15 protein-coding genes and 1 riboswitch are annotated in these 16,934 nt (G+C 67.2%); of the genes, 6 read left to right on the top strand and 9 right to left on the bottom strand.

The features are described from left to right. Window positions 1–12 precede the first annotated feature (12 nt). Window positions 13–1,164, bottom strand: a complete 1,152-nt coding sequence (gene gcvT, locus H4W26_RS11540) for a glycine cleavage system aminomethyltransferase GcvT (RefSeq protein WP_192592369.1) — start codon at window positions 1,162–1,164, stop codon at window positions 13–15. Further along, on the bottom strand, window positions 1,161–4,106 hold the full coding sequence (gene gcvP, locus H4W26_RS11535; RefSeq protein WP_192592368.1) for an aminomethyl-transferring glycine dehydrogenase: 2,946 nt from the start codon (window positions 4,104–4,106) through the stop codon (window positions 1,161–1,163). The genes gcvT and gcvP overlap by 4 nt, the downstream gene beginning before the upstream one ends. A 165-nt stretch (window positions 4,107–4,271) precedes the next feature. Next, window positions 4,272–4,400, bottom strand: a riboswitch (glycine riboswitch). Between the two features lie 149 nt (window positions 4,401–4,549). Between gcvP and H4W26_RS11530 the strand changes: the two genes are divergently transcribed. Further along, on the top strand, window positions 4,550–4,702 hold the full coding sequence (locus tag H4W26_RS11530) for a hypothetical protein (RefSeq protein ID WP_192592367.1): 153 nt from the start codon (window positions 4,550–4,552) through the stop codon (window positions 4,700–4,702). A 3-nt stretch (window positions 4,703–4,705) separates the two neighbouring features. Here the strand turns inward: H4W26_RS11530 and H4W26_RS11525 are convergent, their stop codons facing one another. Together H4W26_RS11525 and H4W26_RS11520 are read right to left on the bottom strand one after the other, a co-directional pair. After that, a complete protein-coding gene (locus H4W26_RS11525) occupies window positions 4,706–5,551 on the bottom strand; it encodes a DUF368 domain-containing protein (RefSeq protein WP_318779868.1) in 846 nt (281 codons plus the stop codon). A 228-nt stretch (window positions 5,552–5,779) separates the two neighbouring features. Further along, window positions 5,780–7,111 (bottom strand): 5-oxoprolinase subunit C family protein, encoded by a 1,332-nt coding sequence (locus H4W26_RS11520; protein ID WP_192592366.1) that lies wholly within the window; start codon window positions 7,109–7,111, stop codon window positions 5,780–5,782. A gap of 107 nt (window positions 7,112–7,218) precedes the next feature. Between H4W26_RS11520 and H4W26_RS11515 the strand changes: the two genes are divergently transcribed. After that, window positions 7,219–8,499: an MFS transporter gene (locus H4W26_RS11515; protein ID WP_192592365.1), complete on the top strand. Its 1,281-nt coding sequence runs from the start codon at window positions 7,219–7,221 to the stop codon at window positions 8,497–8,499. Between the two features lie 63 nt (window positions 8,500–8,562). Here H4W26_RS11515 and H4W26_RS11510 read toward each other — a convergent pair whose 3' ends face one another. From H4W26_RS11510 to H4W26_RS11495, 4 genes are all read right to left on the bottom strand, one after another. Then, window positions 8,563–9,390 carry a putative hydro-lyase gene (locus H4W26_RS11510; RefSeq protein ID WP_192592364.1) on the bottom strand — a complete coding sequence of 276 codons (828 nt, stop codon included), beginning with the start codon at window positions 9,388–9,390 and terminating at the stop codon, window positions 8,563–8,565. After that, window positions 9,387–10,688, bottom strand: coding sequence for an NRAMP family divalent metal transporter (locus H4W26_RS11505; RefSeq protein ID WP_378625994.1), 1,302 nt, complete (start codon window positions 10,686–10,688; stop codon window positions 9,387–9,389). The genes H4W26_RS11510 and H4W26_RS11505 overlap by 4 nt, the downstream gene beginning before the upstream one ends. Before the next feature lie 156 nt (window positions 10,689–10,844). Then, entirely contained in the window at window positions 10,845–11,066 is a 222-nt protein-coding gene (locus tag H4W26_RS11500; protein WP_192592363.1) for a PLDc N-terminal domain-containing protein, read from the bottom strand. Window positions 11,067–11,207: 141 nt separating this feature from the next. Then, window positions 11,208–12,149: an SDR family oxidoreductase gene (locus H4W26_RS11495; RefSeq protein ID WP_192592362.1), complete on the bottom strand. Its 942-nt coding sequence runs from the start codon at window positions 12,147–12,149 to the stop codon at window positions 11,208–11,210. A 174-nt stretch (window positions 12,150–12,323) separates the two neighbouring features. Between H4W26_RS11495 and H4W26_RS11490 the strand changes: the two genes are divergently transcribed. The 4 genes from H4W26_RS11490 to H4W26_RS13780 all read left to right on the top strand — a co-directional run bounded on the left by H4W26_RS11490 (window position 12,324) and on the right by H4W26_RS13780 (window position 16,215). Next, the gene (locus H4W26_RS11490) at window positions 12,324–14,189 is read left to right on the top strand and encodes an ABC transporter ATP-binding protein (protein ID WP_192592361.1); all 1,866 of its coding nucleotides are present in this window, start codon (window positions 12,324–12,326) and stop codon (window positions 14,187–14,189) included. Window positions 14,190–14,235: 46 nt separating this feature from the next. After that, window positions 14,236–14,940, top strand: a complete 705-nt coding sequence (locus tag H4W26_RS11485; protein WP_192592360.1) for a polyamine aminopropyltransferase — start codon at window positions 14,236–14,238, stop codon at window positions 14,938–14,940. A gap of 147 nt (window positions 14,941–15,087) precedes the next feature. Next, window positions 15,088–15,333: a hypothetical protein gene (locus tag H4W26_RS11480; protein WP_192592359.1), complete on the top strand. Its 246-nt coding sequence runs from the start codon at window positions 15,088–15,090 to the stop codon at window positions 15,331–15,333. A gap of 30 nt (window positions 15,334–15,363) precedes the next feature. Further along, entirely contained in the window at window positions 15,364–16,215 is an 852-nt protein-coding gene (locus tag H4W26_RS13780) for an FHA domain-containing protein (RefSeq protein WP_225940007.1), read from the top strand. 18 nt (window positions 16,216–16,233) lie between these two features. Here the strand turns inward: H4W26_RS13780 and H4W26_RS11470 are convergent, their stop codons facing one another. Further along, window positions 16,234–16,911: a GntR family transcriptional regulator gene (locus H4W26_RS11470; RefSeq protein WP_192592358.1), complete on the bottom strand. Its 678-nt coding sequence runs from the start codon at window positions 16,909–16,911 to the stop codon at window positions 16,234–16,236. Between the last annotated feature and the right edge of the window lie 23 nt (window positions 16,912–16,934).

Genomic DNA, 16,934 nt, shown 5'->3' with positions numbered 1-16,934 from the left:
CTGAGGTTGTGGTCAGCGTTTGCGGGTGTAGAACGGCAGTGCGACCACTTCGAAGGGCTGCGGCTTGCCGCGCAGATCGATGTCGACCCGGGTGCCGGGCTCGGTGAAGCCGAGGTCCACGTAGGCCATCGCGATGGGATAGCCCAGCGTCGGGCTGGGAAGCCCCGAGGTCACGGCACCGATGGTGACACCGGAATGCTCGCCCTCGGTGGCGATCACCGGGTAGCCGCTGCGCCCGGCGCGCCTGCCCAGGCCGCGGAGCCCGACGAGCCGCTGCCCGGAGGTCTTGCCGCGTCCTTCGGCCTTGGCCTGCTCGAGCGCGGCGCGTCCCACGAAGTCCTCCTCCTTGGAGAAGGAGACCACCGGAAGTCCGGTCTCGAAGCTGATCCGGTCCGTGGTGAGCTCGTTGCCGTAGAGCGGCATGCCCGCCTCCAGGCGCAGCGAGTCCCGGCAGGCGAGCCCGCACGGGATCAGCCCGTGATCGGAGCCGGCCTCCAGCAGCGCGAGCCAGAGGGCGCCGGCCTTGTCGTTGGGCAGGAAGAGCTCGAAGCCGTCCTCACCGGTGTATCCGGTGCGGGCGAGCAGGATCTCGTCCCCGCCGATGCTGACCGTGGTGAACGCGTAGTAGCGCAGCTCCTCCACCAGGAAGGTCTCGTTGGCGCGGACCACGGAGCCGATGATGGCCGCGGCCGCGGGGCCCTGGACGGCGATCAGGCTGATCCCCTCGGATTCGTCCCAGACCTCGACGTCGTAGCCCGATGCAGATCCGGCGCGGCCGTTCTCTGCCAGATCGGTCAGCGCCGCGGCCACCACCTCACGGTTGGCGGCGTTGGGCACCACCAGGTACTCGTTCTCGTCGATCCGGTAGACGATCAGGTCATCGAGGATCCCGCCGTCCTCGCGGCAGATCAGCGAGTACTTCGCCCTGCCGATCGCGACCGCGGCAAGGTTGCCGACCAGCGCAGTGTTCAGGAAGGTGGCGGCCTCGGGTCCGATGATGCGGATCTCACCCATGTGGGAGAGGTCAAAGAGCCCGGCCGTGGTGCGCACCGCATGGTGCTCCTCCAGCTCGGAGGTGTACTTCAGCGGCATCTTCCAGCCGCCGAAGTCGGTGAAGCTGGCGCCGAGTTCGGCGTGCGCAGCGGTCAGCGCTGTTTCTCTCATGCGGTGCTCTCCTCGAGCTCGAAGGCCTCAGGCGGCGGGCAGGAGCAGACGAGGTTGCGGTCGCCATGAGCGCCGTCGATCCTGCTCACCGGTGGGAAGTACTTGTCCTGAAGCAGGTTCTTGACCGGGAAGGCCGCCTGCTCCCGGGGGTAGGCGCGGTCCCAGGCGTCGCCGGCGAGCACGGCGGCCGGGTGGGGCGCCAATCGAAGCGGGGACTGCTCGAGAGTGAGCTTCTGGTCGATCACGTCCTGGATCTCGCCGCGCACCCCGATCATCGCCTCGATGAATCGATCGATCTCGGCCAGGTCCTCAGACTCGGTGGGTTCCACCATGAGCGTGCCGGCCACCGGGAACGCCAGGGTGGGCGCGTGGAAGCCATAGTCGATGAGCCTCTTGCAGACATCTTCAGCAGTGATCCCGGATGCTTTGCTCAGTGCGCGCAGATCCAGGATGCACTCATGGGCGATCAGCCCGTTCTCCCCGGTGTAGAGGACCGGGAAGTGGTCCTTGAGCCGCTCGGCGATGTAGTTCGCGCTCAGCAGCGCATGCGCGGTGGCGCTGGTCAGTCCCTCGGAGCCCATCATCGCCAGGTAGGCCCAGGAGATGGGCAGCACTCCGGCGGAGCCGAAGGGCGTGGAGGTGACCGGGGCGCCGTCGCGACCCTCTCCCTCATGCTCACCGGTGGCCCAGGAGGCACCCACCGAGGTGCTGGGCAGGAAGGGCTGGAGGTGTTCCGCCACGGCCACCGGGCCGACGCCGGGCCCGCCGCCGCCGTGCGGGATGCAGAAGGTCTTGTGCAGGTTCAGGTGGGAGACGTCGCCGCCGAACTCGCCGGGCTGGGCGAGTCCGACCAGCGCGTTGAGGTTCGCGCCGTCGATGTAGACCTGCCCGCCGGTGGCGTGCACCGTGGAGCAGACTTCCCGCACCTCGGCCTCGTACACCCCGTGGGTGGAGGGGTAGGTGAGCATGATCGCGGCGATCCGCTCCGGGTGGGCTGCGATCTTGGACTGCAGATCGGTCATATCGATGGTGCCGTCCTCCGCGGTGGCGACGACGACGACCTGCAGTCCTGCCAGCACCGCCGAGGAGGCGTTGGTGCCGTGGGCGGAGGCGGGAATCAGGCAGATGTCCCGGGCGGCGTCGCCCTGGGCGAGGTGGTACTGGCGGATGGCCAGCAGCCCGGCGTACTCTCCCTGGGACCCGGCGTTGGGCTGGATGGACACGGCGGAGTAGCCGGTGACCTCGGCGAGCCGGGACTCGAGGTCAGCGATGAGCTCCCGCCAGCCGGTGGTCTGCTGCGCGGGGGCGTAGGGGTGGATGCCGGCGAACTCGGGCCAGGAGATGGCCTCCATCTCGGTGGCGGCGTTGAGCTTCATCGTGCAGGAGCCCAGCGGGATCATCGTCCGGTCCAGCGCGAGGTCGCGGTCCGAGAGACGGCGCAGGTAGCGCATCATCTGTGTCTCGGACCGGATCTGGTGGAAGATCTCATGGGTCATGAACTCCGAGGTGCGGGTCAGCGATTCCACGAAGCCATAGCGACGGCCCGTCCCATCGGGGTCACGGCTGCCTGCCACGAATCCGAAGTCACCCACGCTGAAGGCCTGGAGGACCGAGACCAGGTCCTGCGCGGTCGTCGTCTCGTCGACCGAGATGCCGACGATGTCTTCACTGACGCGGCGCAGGTTGATCCCCGCCTCATCCGCGGCGGCGATGACCTGCTCCGCCACGGCGTCAGACTCCAGCCGCACCTGGACGGTGTCGAAGAAGGACTCGGTGATGAGTTCGTGCCCGGCTTTGCCCAGCACTGTGGCGAGCATCCGGGCGTGGCCGTGGACGCGCTCGGCGATCCGGGTGAGCCCCTCGGGTCCGTGGTAGACCGCGTACATCGAGGCGGCGACGGCGAGCAGCGCCTGGGCGGTGCAGATGTTCGAGGTCGCCTTCTCCCGGCGGATGTGCTGCTCACGGGTCTGCAGGGCGAGCCGATACCCCGGGCGCCCCTCCGCATCCTTGGAGACACCGACCAGTCGACCGGGGAGCTGACGCTGCAGCCCGGACTTCACGGCCATGAAGGCCGCGTGTGGCCCGCCGAAGAACAGCGGGACGCCGAAGCGCTGGGAGCTGCCCACAGCGATGTCGGCGCCCTGCTCGCCGGGTGAGGTGATCAGGGTCAGCGCGAGCAGGTCCGCGGCGATGGTGATCATCGCGCCGCGCTCCTTGGCCTCGGCGATGAGTGCACGATGATCGACGACGGCGCCGGAGTCGGCAGGCTGCTGGAGCACGAGTCCGCAGATCTCACCCTCGGGCAGGCCTTCGGCGGCGATGTCGACGATCTGGATCTCGATGCCCAGGGCGTCGGCGCGGCCTGCGACCACGGCGAGGGTCTGCGGGAAGATGTCCGCGTCGAGCACGATCTTGGCCGTGGCGCGCTTCTTGTTCCCCCGGCGCATCAGCAGGATCGCTTCGGCCACGGCGGAGGCTTCATCGAGCAGCGAGGCATTGGCGATGTCGAGGCCGGTGAGGTCCGCGACCATGGTCTGGAAGTTCAGCAGCGCCTCCAACCGTCCCTGGGAGATCTCTGGCTGATACGGCGTGTAGGCGGTGTACCAGGCGGGGTTCTGCAGCACGTTGCGCAGGATCACCTGCGGGGTGTGGGTGTCGTAGAAGCCCTGACCGATCATCTGCGCGCGCGGCTGGTTCTTGCCGGCGAAGTCGCGCAGCGCGGCCAGCGTCTCCGCCTCGGTGAGGGCCTCCGGGAGGTTCAACGGTCCGGGCTGCCGGATGGCGGCGGGCACTGCGGCGTCGACCAGCTCGGTGAGGGATGCGTAGCCGAGGGCCTCGAGCATCGTGCCGGCGGTCTCGGCGGTGGGCCCGATGTGCCGGCCGGAGAATTCAGTGGCGTCCGCGGCGAGATGTGAACGCAGAAGTTCGGAGGTGGCGGTCATAGAGGAACCTTCCAGGCATAGATATGGCGAGGGTTCCTCCCCCGCTCTGTGATGGACCTGAGAGATTCCCCGGTCTCTGCCCGCATGAAGAGCGGGAAAGACCGGCTTGCACCTTGGGTGAGCTCGTCGGGCGCTGCGGCCTGGCGTGCTGCTTTCCAGAGTTGCCACCCCTGCACGGTACTGAGTGCCTGAGAGGTTCCCGGGGAGGATATTGCTCCTTCGGCGCCGACCTTGGTGATTCCGAGGAGATTCTGCGCTCCTCGGAGACCTGCCGGACTCTCCCACACAGGGGACGTGGCGTTGATTCAGTTTCCCTCATTGTGCCACAGCGGTGTTTTCCGCCACGTTTCACAAAGTGCTCATTCACCGTTCGGGGATCAGTTCCGGGATGTCTTGGGGAGGTTCCTCGGGTCGGTCCAGCGGGCGGCCTCGCGGGCACGATCATGAGCGCATGGCAGTTCCAGACACGCGACGAGTTCAAGCAGGTCCTGCACCTGGAGTTTCCGGAGGACGTCGCCGAAGAATGGCTCAGCAGCCATCCCGATCGCTCAGGCCTCTCCTACGGATACCTCCTGCACATCTGGACCAAGCCCTGAGGCTCAGCGCGACTGGCGCTGGGACAGTCGGTAGTCCAGCAGCACCAGCACCAGCACGACGGCGAAGCCTGCGGCTCCCAGCAGCAGCACCGGTCCGAGGTCATCACCGGGCCCCTGAAGGCCGCGACCTTCATCCTGCCAGGGCCACAACGTGCGCAGCGCGCCGACCATCACTCCGGTGAGCACCACCATGGTGACGCGGTGATGATGATCCAGCAGCCACTTGAGTCCCTTCACGATGGCGATCAGCCCGATCGCGAGACCCAGCGCGAAGATGCCGAGGTACCCCAGATCGAACTCGGAGGCCGCTTGCAGAGTGGGCTCGTACAGGCCGAACGTCAGCAGCAGGAAGGAGCCGGAGAGACCGGGCAGCAGCAGCGCCGAGACGGCGATGGCGGCCGCCGGAAGGATGATGTACCAGGCGGGCTCGACCTCCGTGGGCGGCAGGGAGACCAGCCAGAACACCACGGCAGCCGCCACGATGCCGGCGAGCACGTGGCGCATCCGGATGGGCCCGTCTCGATCCTGCAGGGCCATGCGCAGCGGCACCGCGATGGAGGCGAGCACCATTCCGAAGAAGGCCGCGCGGGTGAGCACCGGGTACGTCTCCACCGCGGTGGACATCGGACCTGCCACCGTGAACACCGTGATGATCATCCCGATCATGACGGGGATGATGATCTTCCAGTCGGCCTGACGGATGTGATGCAGGAACCCGGCGCGACGATCAGGGCCGGTGATCAGGGTTCGCCCCGCGGAGACCACATGGGAGGCGGACTCGATGAGCTGTCGGTAGATTCCGACGACCAGCGCCACTGTGCCGCCGGAGACTCCCGGGACGGTCTCCACCGCTCCGATGAGCGCGCCGCGGACGAGGTTGCCTGGAACGGAGGTGCGCCGCGCCTCGGGCGGCGTCGGGGCGTCCTGGATCGGCTCCTCGGTCGCGGCGGGGCCTGTCGGGCCGGAGTGGGAGGGGGAAGACTCGGCAGAGATGGTGGACTCCTTGGTCAGGGACGCGGAATGCTGGCATCGGAGCCGGTGCCCGGGGAACGGTGCAGCGCGACGGGGATCATTGTCTCATCGAGTCCGGACTGCGCCCAGCGACTCGGGATCCACCGCCTGGAATCGGACCTGAGCACCGGCGGGCAGCTGGGCCGCGAGCGCGAGATCCTCTCGCACCACCACTCCGAGCACCGGGTCGGCGCTGGTCACGGGGTGCTCCGCGAGTGCGACGGTGGGCTGTCCCGAGGAGGAGACCGTGATGGCCCCTCGCAGCAGCGGCTCCTCCGGCATCGGTTCTGCGATGGTGCGCTGGATCGGATCGTCTCCGTCCAGCAGCAGGCCCGCGCGGCCTGAGGGTGCCACCGTCTCCCAGGGCTGACTCTCCAGGCGGGAGAGCCCTGCCGAGGCGGCCCGGCGGGTGCCGAAGTACTCTGTCCTCGGCCCGGGGACGTAGCGCAGCATGGTGGCGTCCTCGAGCTCGGGCAATGGGGTGGGCGCCACCGAAGCGATGCCCACGAACCTCGAGGCGGCGCCGGAGAGGCCGAATCGGTGTCCCACCTGTACCGGTTCGGGCCCGATTCCCGCGGCGGTGTCCGTCGATGCGCTGCCGAGCTGCAGCGGCACATCGACTCCCCCGGAGATGCCCACGTAGCTGTAGACCCCGCGGTGGACCATGCGCAGATGCAGGGTCTCGCCGGGAAACACCCAGAAGGGCGCCCGGACCGGTGCCGGTCGAGAACGGGACGCCGTCGTCGCCGCCTCCTGCCCCCCTCGAAAGTTCTGGACGGGTTCTTCGGTGACGACCTCCATGCTCACCTCGGCACCGGTCACGGCGAGGATCGAGGTCTGACAGATCCTCAGGCTGAACTCCCCCGCGCAGACTTCGAACACCGCGGCTGAATCGTCGTTGCCCACCAGGCGGTTGGCCTGTCGCGCGGCGGCGAGGTCCACCGACCCTGATCGTCCGAGACCTCGGTCCCCGAAGCCGTAGCGACCGATGTCTTGGATGAGCACGCCCGCGGACGGACCACGATCCTCAGCCGCGGGCACAGCGGCATCCTCGGCACCGATGCGCAGGACCTCGAGCACGGCTTCCCGATCCTCCAGGGGTGCGCATTCGACGTAGGACTCCGGCAGGTTCACCTCAGGGCGCACCGGGTGTTCCGGTGAATCGGCTGACCCGGCGCGGCGGCGTCGCAGCTTGAGGCGTCTGGCCAGCTTGAGCGCCGCCTGCGCGTCACGACGACGGCGGAAGTCCACCAGGACGGTCCTGACGCCGGGGATCACCTCGACCTGTCCGGGGAAAGGGTGCTCCTGAAGATGCTCCGAGAGGCGGGGGCGGTCCTTCTCGGCGGTGACCTCGATGACGAGGGCCCGCTGCCCCATCTCCCGGACGCTGTGGATCATCTCACCAGGGTCCCATATGGCGGAGACGGATCTGTGAGGTGCACCATGGCACGTGGAGGTCCGGTTTTGGTCGTTTCCCCTGCGAACCATGAAACAATCGGCCTGTGATGGCCCAGAACAAGCATGCAGCTCATGAGCAGAAGGAGCCGCTGTTCACCAAGGACTTCCTGCTGGCCATCGTCATCAACCTGCTGCTGGCCACGGTCTTCTTCATCCTGATCACCGGGCTCGCGGTCTACGCCGCGGAGGAGTTCGCGGCCGGTGAGACGGCCGCCGGATTCGCCGCCTCGGCGTTTGTGGTCGGGGCACTGTGTGCTCGCGTCTTCGCGGGCAAGTATGTGAACTTCCTCGGTCGGCGTCGCACGGTTCTGGTCTGCCTGACCGTCTATGTGCTCGCCGGACTCGCCTACCTCTGGGTGGACAGCTACGCGATGCTCATCGCGCTGCGCGCCGTCCACGGAATCTCCTTCGGGTTCGGCCAGACCGCGCTCAACGCCGGGGTCTTTGCGATGATCCCGCGCTCCCGGCGTGGCGAGGGCGCCGGATACTATCTGCTGGCGAACTCGCTGCCACCGGCCATCGGACCGCTGGCAGCGATCCAGCTGACCCAGCGCTACGACTTCTGGGCGATGTTCCTGGCGGTCACCCTGGTCTCCGTGATCGGGCTGGTGTTCGCGCTCTTCCTGAAGCTCCCGGAGGACAGCCCCTGGCGCACCAGCCTGCGCGAGAAGCTCACCCTGCGCCCGCGGGACATCATCGAACCCCGGGCGTTCAAGATCTCGATGGTGGCGATGCTGCTGGGCATCGGCTTCGCCTCGGTGATGACCTTCCTCAACGGCTATGCACGCAGTCTCGACATGGTGGATGCCGCTTCGCTGTTCTTCGTCATCTACGCCGGAGCCGTGCTGGTCTCACGATTGTTCATGGGCAAGGTCCAGGACCGCTATGGGGACAACTGGGCGGTCTATCCTGCCGTGCTGTTCTACATCGTGGCGATGGTGCTGCTCGCCTGGGCACCCAACCAGGGAGTGCTGCTCGTCGCCGGGGTGCTGGCCGGGTTCGGGTTCGGGTCCCTGCTGCCGGTGCTCCAGGCGATCATCGCCTCGGATCTGCCCGCCCACCGCACGAGCATCGGGATCTCGACCTTCTTCATCCTGCTCGACACCGGGTTCGGCTTCTCCCCGCTGCTGCTGGGCCCGCTGGTCAGCTTCGCGGACTATCGCTTCATGTACGCGGCCTGCGCCGGCGTCGTCGTGCTCTCGCTGGTGCTCTACTGGCTGGTGCATGGCCGGCATGACGTGCTGCAGGGCACCGCGCGCAGGACCCCACGCTCGGGTCCTCGGGCCAAGGACGGCGACGGCGCCGGGGCCAGTCCTCAGGAGAGCTGAGTCTGCCCGTCAGGGCACCTGAAGCGCGGTGTCGGTTCAGGGCACCTGCAGCGCGGTGTCGGTTCAGGGCACCTGCAGCGCGGTGTTCGGCAGGTCGGTGATCAGCATGTGTCCCGGAGCGTGGCTGATCGCTAGTTCAGGCTTGGATTCCATCACCGCCGCCTGCGGGGTGACCCCGCAGGCCCAGAAGACCGGCGTCCATCCCGCGGGGACCTCGACCGGATCGCCGAAGTCCGGTGCCGCGAGGTCCCGGATGCCCAGCTCAGCAGGGCTGCCGATATGCACCGGCGCCCCATGCACGCCCGGATACCGAGAGGTGATCCGCACGGCGTCGGCGATCCGGTGCGCGGGCATCGGACGCATGGAGACCACCAGCGGACCACTGAGCCGACCGGCTGGTGCACAGCGGATGGCCGTCTTGTACATGGGAACGTTGACGCCCTGCTCCAGATGCGCGATCGGGATTCCGGCGTCGAGCAGCGGAGCCTCGAAGGTGAAGCTGCAGCCGATCAGGAACGCGACGAGGTCCTCACGCCAGTGCTGTGTGGCATCATCGGGTTCGGCGACGAGCGCACCCTCGCGGTAGAACCGATAGGCGGGGATGTCAGTCCTGACGTCTCCGTCGGCCAGCAGCGGGGACGCGGAGCCGGCGTCGTCGTGCTGACCCGGTTCGAAGACCCCCAGCACGGGACAGGACTTGGGATTGCGCTGGGCGAAGAGCAGCATGTCGAAGGCGAGCTCGCGGGGCAGCGCCAAGAGGTTGGCCTGGGCGTAGCCCGCGCTGAACCCGCTGGTGGGCCGGCGCAGCCCGGCACGGAACTGTGCGCGGGCCGCGGCCGGTGTCAGCGCCTCGGGTCCAGGTGCCTGAGGCTCCGTGCGGGGCTGACTCATCCCTCGGTCCAGAGGCTGGCAAGACCACCCAGTGAGCTGATGCCCATGTAGATGGTCAGCAGCCAGGTGAGCACGCCGAGGATCAGCAGCCACTTCGGGTACTTGTAGCCCTGCAGCAGATCACGTCGGCGCCAGGCGGCGTAGAGGATCACCGCGAAGCCCAGCGGCAGCACCGTCCCGTTGAAGGCGCCGGCCATGATCAGCAGGGTCTGCGGGGCCTGTCCCAGCAGCAGGAACACCACGCTGGTCAGCACCAGGAAGCCCAGGAAGTACCAGTTCTTGGTGCGGTCCTTGGTCTTGGAGGTGGTCAGGAAGGAGACGGTCGTATACGTGCAGCCGAGGATCGAGGTGATCGCGGCGACCCAGAAGACGACGCCGAACACGCGCAGCCCGATGTCCCCGAGGGCGACCGAGAAGGCATCGGCGGCGACGTTGTCCTCCGCGAGTGCGGTCCCGGTGGAGACCACACCGAGGATGGCGAGGAAGAGCAGGAAGCGGATGACCGAGGCGACGGCGATGCCGAGCACCGAGGTCTGCGTGATCGCCTTGACGTTGTCGATGCCGGTGTTGCCTGAAGCGATGAGCCGGTGTGCTCCGGCGTAGGTGATGTAGCCGCCGACGGTGCCGCCGATGAGTGTGGTGATGACCAGGAACTCGATCTGATCAGGCACGAAGGTCTGGCGCAGCGCCTCCCCGAGCGGCGGGGCGGTGGTGATGGCCATGAAGATCATCAGCAGGATCAGCACGGCGCCGCAGCCGACGACGATGCGATCCAGGGCGACCCCGGCCTTCTTGGAGAGGAAGATGAGCAGCGCGATCACGACGGAGATGGCGCCCCCGATGCGAGCGTCCATGCCGGTCATCGCATTCACGCCGAGGCCGGCGCCGGCGATGTTGCCGATGTTGAAGACCACGCCGCCGAAGAAGATCAGGGCGGCCAGGGCCCAGCCGAGGCCCGGGAGGATCTTGTTGCCCAGCGTCTGCGCGTAGAGCCCGGAGACGCCCAGCACACGCCAGACGTTGAGCTGCACGGCGATGTCCACGAGCACCGAGATCAGGATGGCGAAGCCGAAGGCGGCGCCGAGCTGGTAGGTGAAGGTCGCGGTCTGGGTGATGAAGCCCGGCCCGACCGCGCTGGTGGCCATGAGGAACATCGCGCCGAGCAGGGCGGTGCGTCGGGTGCGGTTCAACACCGGGCCGTGGGGCGCAGGGTCCTGCCCAGAAGGGGGCGTGTCCGCGGTGCGCTGGTGAGGCGGGATGTTCGCCGATGATGCGTCGGGGGTTGAGGCGTCAGCCACAGGAGCCCTCCTGAGGTCAGTAGGAAGGAACAGCTGCGGCAGCCGGAGGTGCAGGATGTGACGCAGGTCTATTCCGTAGATCACAGCTCACAGTACTGTTGTTCAACAATCCGGGCAAGGGATTGTGGAACAATCGCGCCAGGTTTTACATGACCGTCATATGTCCTGGGCGATGCGCCGGTTGATGGACGCGCCGAAGGCGAACCACACCAGCGAGCCGATCACCGGCGCCGCGAGCAGCACGATGATCCACAGGGCTCGCAGTGGAAACGGAAGCTGCGGCTCGCGCACCACCTGGACCACGGCGACGACGATGAAGGTCAGGACGGCCAGGGCGGCGAGTCCCCCGAGCAGCACGACGAGAACTGTTGCTTCCATGTCAGCGACGCTACGCCAGCGGCGCACGGAGGAAAAGCGCCGCGCAGGAACCCGCCGGACACACGTGCGGGGCGACGCATAGGCGCCGCCCCGCACGGGATGTTCCGAGTGATGCTCCCAGCAGAGCACCACGAAGGACCGCTAAGCGGTGGGGGTGCCACCGTTGGCGTTGAGCGTCTCACCGGTGACGTAGCTGGACTCGGGTGAGGCCAGGAACACGAAGGCGGGCGCCATCTCCACCGGCTGGCCGGGGCGGCCCAGCGGCGTATCGTGGCCGAACTCGGGCAGCTTCTCCTTCGGCTGACCCTCGGTGGGCTGGATGATGGTCCAGACCGGACCGGGTGCCACGGCGTTGACGCGGATGCCGCGGGGGGCGAGCTGCTGTGCCAGACCCTTGGTGAAGTTGTTGATCGCAGCCTTGGTGGCCGCGTAGTCCAGCAGCATCGGGTTCGGCGCGTAGGCCTGGATCGAGGTGGAATTCACGATCGTCGAACCCGGGCCCATGTGCTTCAGCGCGGCGCGGGTGAGCGTGTACATCGACTTGATGTTGATCTGGAAGGCCTCATCGACCTGTTCGTCGGTCAGCTCCTCCAGCGAGTCGTTGACGATCTGCTTGCCAGCGTTGTTGACCAGGATGTCGAGTCCGCCCAGCTTCTCGGCGGCCGAATCGGCAAGGCTGTCGCGGTACTGCTTGTCCATCAGGTCACCGGGCAGCGCGACGGCGGTGCGGCCGGCACCCTCGATCGCCGAGATGACGCGCTCCGCATCCTTGCCCTCGGCGGGCAGATACGCGATGGCCACGTCGGCACCCTCACGGGCGAACGCGATGGCGGTGGCGGCACCGATGCCCGAGTCGCCACCCGTCACCAGAGCCTTGCGGCCCTGCAGACGACCAAGTCCGCGGTAGGTCTCCAGGCCGATGTCTGGCACCGGATCGGCGTCGACCTCAAGGCCCGGCTCGGACTGGTCCTGCTTCGGCGGGGAGATCTTGCTGTGGCGGGTCGTCGGATCGTCGAAGGCCAGCTGAGTGCCCTGGAGTTCGGTGATATCGGGAAATGAAGTAGCGTTCGATTCAGTGCTCATGTTCCTGACTCTAGGCCGGGACGCGTGCGCCCCACAAGGACCGTCACCCGCCTATGCACATGAGGATTCCCACACCCCGGAATGGGAACATCCACGGGACGGTTGTGGTTGGTGCTGCGGACCGCGCACCTGCGCACGCCGCAGCGACATCAAGAGATCTTTGGGGGTAGATGCGTGAGCATGGAACGCGCGGCATGGGGCTCGCTGTACAGCATGACCCATGCGAAGAAGGACTACAGGCCGTTCAACAAGGAGACGCTGAAGCGGATCGGCGGATTCGCCCACCCCCATCGCGTCAAGCTGATCTGGTTCCTGATCCTCTCGGTCATCACCGCTGCGCTCGCCGTGGCGACGCCGCTGCTGGCGGGACAGGTCGTCAACGCGATCACCAGCGAGGCGGCCGTGAGCGTGGTCATCAGGCTCGCGGTGCTGATCGCGTTCATCGCCCTGGCCGATGCCGCATTCAACGTCCTGAGCCGCTGGCTGTCCTCACAGATCGGCGAGGGCCTGATCCTCGACCTGCGAACGGCCGTCTTCGATCACGTGCAGAAGATGCCGATCGCCTTCTTCACCCGCACCCGAACCGGGGCCCTGGTCAGCCGGCTCAACAATGATGTGATCGGAGCCCAGCGAGCTTTCAGCGGGACGCTCTCCGGAGTGGTCGGCAACCTGGTCATGGTCATCCTGACGCTGATCGCCATGTTGTCCCTCTCCTGGCAGGTGACGGTGCTTGCCCTGCTGATGCTTCCCGTGTTCGTCCTGCCCGCTCGCCGGATGGGTCGTCGCCTCGCCGTGCTGCAGCGCGAAGCGGCCAACCACAATGCCGCCATGGGAACCCAGATGACCGAACGGTTCTCGGCTCCGGGGGCCACGCTGATCAAGCTCTTCGGCCGCCCCGAGGAGGAGTCGGTGGAGTTCGAGAAGCGCGCCCGCCGCGTCCGGAACATCGGCGTCAAGACAGCCATGCTTCAGTCCAGCTTCGTCACCGCGCTGACTCTGGTCTCCGCGCTGGCGCTCGCCCTGGTCTATGGGCTGGGCGGCTTCTACGCGATCGTCGGTGAGCTGGAGGCCGGCGCGGTGGTCTCCCTGGCTCTGCTGCTGACCCGTCTCTATGCACCCCTGACGGCGCTGGCGAGTGCCCGCGTGGAGGTCATGAGCGCGCTGGTCAGCTTCGAACGGGTCTTCGAGGTGCTGGATCTCAAGCCGCTGATCACGGAGAAGGCCCATCCCGAGCTGATCCCCGCGGGTCCTGCGTCGGTCGTGTTCGACGGGGTCACCTTCGCCTACCCATCAGCGGAGAAGGTCTCGCTCGCCTCCCTAGAAGAGGTGGCCACATTGGACACCCGCGGAGGCGAGGAGGTGCTGCACGGCATCGACTTCCGTGTGGAACCTGGCCAGACCGTGGCGCTGGTGGGCTCATCGGGAGCCGGAAAATCGACCATCGCCGCGCTGCTCGCGCGACTCTACGATGTGGATTCGGGCTCGGTGAAGGTCGGTGACGTGGATCTGCGCGACACCAGCTTCGCCTCCCTGCGCGCGACGCTCGGCGTGGTCACGCAGGACGGGCACCTCTTCCACGACAGCATTCGGGCGAACCTGACGCTGCCCGCACCGGAGGCCAGCGACGAGGAGGTCTGGGACGCGCTGCGCCGCGCCAGGCTCGAGGCGCTGGTGCACTCCATGCCCGACGGGCTGGACACTGTGGTCGGCGAACGTGGCTACCGACTCTCCGGCGGAGAGCGCCAGCGGATGACGCTCGCCCGCCTGCTGCTGGCCCAGCCCCAGGTGGTGATCCTCGACGAGGCCACGGCCGCGCTGGACTCCACCTCGGAGGCGGCAGTGCAGGCAGCGCTCACCGAGGCGCTCGTGGGCCGCACAGCCCTGGTGATCGCACACCGTCTCTCCACGGTCCGCGCCGCAGACTCCATCCTGGTCGTCGAAGCGGGCCAGATCGTCGAACGCGGAACCCACCCAGAGCTCCTGGACGCCGACGGACGCTACGCCGAGCTCTACCGCACCCAGTTCGCCACCGAGGGCTGACGGGGCGCTCCGTAGGATGGAGAGCCAGCCAATGAGAGGCACCAGGATGAAAGCACGTTTCGAAGAACTCGACTTCCAGCAGACGCCCATGGGAGAGCTGATGCTCCGGCGACGCACCGAAGTCGGCACAGGCACCGACATCTACGAGGTGAAGCTCGGTGAGGAATTCCTGATGTCCAGCCTCTTCACGGTCGCGGAGGAGCAGATGGCCACACTCGGCCTGGCAGCGGCCGCCGGAGACGAGCTGGATGTCCTGGTCGGCGGACTGGGGCTGGGCTACACGGCCGTCACCGCGCTCGGCGATCCCCGCGTCCGCAGCCTGGAGGTCATCGATGCGCTCGGTGTAGTCATCGGGTGGCATCAGCGCAAGCTTCTTCCGGTCTCCCCCGCTCTGGTCGAGGACCCCAGGACGCGCCTGCGTCGGGACGACTTCTTCGCCGTCGTCCGGCAGGCTCCAGCCGCGGACGCCCCCCGCTACGACGTGATCCTGCTCGACGTCGACCACTCGCCTCGGCATACGCTCGCGCCGAGTCACGCTGACCTCTACACGGCTCCCGGACTCACCGCGCTGGCTGAGCATCTCAACGACGGCGGCGTCTTCACGCTGTGGTCCGACGACGCGCCGGACGAGGACTTCCACGCCACCCTCGCCTCGGTGTTCGCCGACACTCAGGCCCATGTCGTCGACTTCGACAATCACCTCACCGGCGGGACGTCCTCGAACACCGTCTACGTGGGCATCCGCCAGTGAACACTGCGTAATATCACGTCATATGAGGTCAGCGGCCTGTGAGGTCTTCCTAAACGGGCTCAGCGGGGAGAAGATGACCGTGAGCGAAAGCTCACCATCACCTGCACCGCAATGCAGCGGCGCCGAAACTGGTCAGGAGCCACAGCAATGACTGAGAGCACCCGTTCTGAGAACGTGAATCCCGGAGGCAATCAACCCCATCAGATCGGTGACTGGGCCGATCTGGGCCAGGAGATGTGGTCCTATCTCACCGGCCGGGGCGCCGCGGTGAACTACACGCTGGAAGACATGACCGTCGAGGTCCCGAGGGACATCGGACCCGACGCTCCGCGCGCCGTATGGAAGTTCAATGGGACGCTCCGCGTGACCACAAGCGACGAAGCAAGCTCCTGAGGGGCTGCGTCGGGTGAGTCAGGGGCCACCATGCGACTAGACATCGACATCAGCGCCTCGATCACGCAGATCGAGGCGGACGGCACCGAGTCGGGCCAGGTGAACGCGAGCATCAGGGCCGAAGGTCAGCACATCGAGATCCACACCGAGGACGCTTCACTGCTGGACGGGATGCCTCGGTCCATCACTCGCGCGGCCGATGCCTTCGCTTCACGATTGGCGGCTCAGGGTCTCACCCTGTCCATCACAGGTCCTGCAGGGGAGATCGTCAGCCTCGGCGCGGTGAAGACGACGGTGATGAGCCGCCTGCTGACTCGTTCGAAGCACATTCGGCTGGGGTCGATGAAATCGCTGCCGCGTTTCGCGAATGCCGGAGCTTCCGGGGCAGAGAGCTCCGGCTCGCTGATTCCCCCGGAGACGCCGTGGCCGCCAATCCCCACGTTCAACCGCCGCATCCGGCGCAGAATCACCACCACTCACGCGCCGCGTGGTTCCGGACGACCTCGGCTGATCATGAGCCGGGCAGACCAGCACGACGCGGGTCCGCTGGAGTTCAACCTCATCGCCGACCGCACCCTGATCGGCAGCGACGAGAACTCCGATCTTCAGCTGGCAGGCCTGGAACCAGTCCACGCGGAGATTTTTCACGATGATTTCGATGAATACGTGATCGTCCGCCATGGTTCCATCGGGGGCAGCCGCAGCGCCGAACCTGGCGCGCCGGTGACCCTGCGCACCGGTTCGCGGATCGACCTGGGAGCGTGGCGGCTGGTGTTCCTGCGCGAGGAGTACGCCGATCACGGACGCCCCTACGGAGGACGCCAAGGTGGGGAGCTGGCGTATCAGCGACCCCAGGTGGACCCCTACCGACGCCGCGAGTAGAGCTCACGGCACCCAGTTTCAGCTGTCCAGGTGTTCTAGCAGCTCCGCCTCAGCGGCTCCGAGATACTCGACCAGGTAGTCCTCGGCAGCCTGGCGATCGCCGGAGCTGAGCAGCGTCGCAAGCTCGCCGTTGCGCCGGATATAGGTGTGGTGGAAGCTCGGCTGCTCGGATTTGGCATGAAACGCCAGGCGCATGCGGGCGAGCACCTGCTCCATGAGCGCGTCGATCATGGGGCTGCGCACCTGGGCGGCGATCGTCCGGTGGAACACCTGATTGGCCTGGGCCATCGCGGGCACATCACCGAGTTCGCGCGCCAGCTCAGCCCCAGAGACGATCAGGTGCAGCTGTTCCAGCTCCTCGGGCGGAAAATCTGCCGTCCGTACCGCTCCCACCTCGAGCACCCGACGTACCCGATAGATCTCCTCGATGTCCTCGGCGGTGGGCTGGTGGACGAAGACTCCACGGTTCGGGTGCTTCTCCACCAGCCCCTCGGCGGCGAGTATCTGAAATCCGCTGCGCAGGGTGTGCCGGGAGATCTCCAGCTGATGGGTCAGCTGGACCTCGGGAAGCTTGGTGCCGGGGCGGATCGCACCGGCCGAGATGGCGCCGCGCAGCAGCTCCGCCACACGCTCCGGAGCGTGGGCGTGTTCGCTGAGCCCCTCGGCCGAGAGGGAGTGCCACATCACGTCGGTCATCCCACCAATCTAACCGAGTGCCG

Source organism: Nesterenkonia halotolerans (assembly GCF_014874065.1).
Lineage (GTDB): Bacteria > Actinomycetota > Actinomycetes > Actinomycetales > Micrococcaceae > Nesterenkonia > Nesterenkonia halotolerans.
The sequence above is the reverse complement of the archived record's forward strand: the minus strand, read 5'-3'. Positions and strand labels throughout refer to the sequence as shown.

Bases quoted from the DNA above. Each gene is read 5' to 3' on its own strand.
- gcvT (WP_192592369.1), bottom strand. From the start codon at position 1,164: ATGAGAGAAACAGCGCTGACCGCTGCGCACGCCGAACTCGGCGCCAGC.
- gcvP (WP_192592368.1), bottom strand. From the start codon at position 4,106: ATGACCGCCACCTCCGAACTTCTGCGTTCACATCTCGCCGCGGACGCC.
- H4W26_RS11530 (WP_192592367.1), top strand. From the start codon at position 4,550: ATGAGCGCATGGCAGTTCCAGACACGCGACGAGTTCAAGCAGGTCCTG.
- H4W26_RS11520 (WP_192592366.1), bottom strand. From the start codon at position 7,111: ATGATCCACAGCGTCCGGGAGATGGGGCAGCGGGCCCTCGTCATCGAG.
- H4W26_RS11515 (WP_192592365.1), top strand. From the start codon at position 7,219: ATGGCCCAGAACAAGCATGCAGCTCATGAGCAGAAGGAGCCGCTGTTC.
- H4W26_RS11510 (WP_192592364.1), bottom strand. From the start codon at position 9,390: ATGAGTCAGCCCCGCACGGAGCCTCAGGCACCTGGACCCGAGGCGCTG.
- H4W26_RS11500 (WP_192592363.1), bottom strand. From the start codon at position 11,066: ATGGAAGCAACAGTTCTCGTCGTGCTGCTCGGGGGACTCGCCGCCCTG.
- H4W26_RS11495 (WP_192592362.1), bottom strand. From the start codon at position 12,149: ATGAGCACTGAATCGAACGCTACTTCATTTCCCGATATCACCGAACTC.
- H4W26_RS11485 (WP_192592360.1), top strand. From the start codon at position 14,236: ATGAAAGCACGTTTCGAAGAACTCGACTTCCAGCAGACGCCCATGGGA.
- H4W26_RS11480 (WP_192592359.1), top strand. From the start codon at position 15,088: ATGACTGAGAGCACCCGTTCTGAGAACGTGAATCCCGGAGGCAATCAA.
- H4W26_RS13780 (WP_225940007.1), top strand. From the start codon at position 15,364: ATGCGACTAGACATCGACATCAGCGCCTCGATCACGCAGATCGAGGCG.
- H4W26_RS11470 (WP_192592358.1), bottom strand. From the start codon at position 16,911: ATGACCGACGTGATGTGGCACTCCCTCTCGGCCGAGGGGCTCAGCGAA.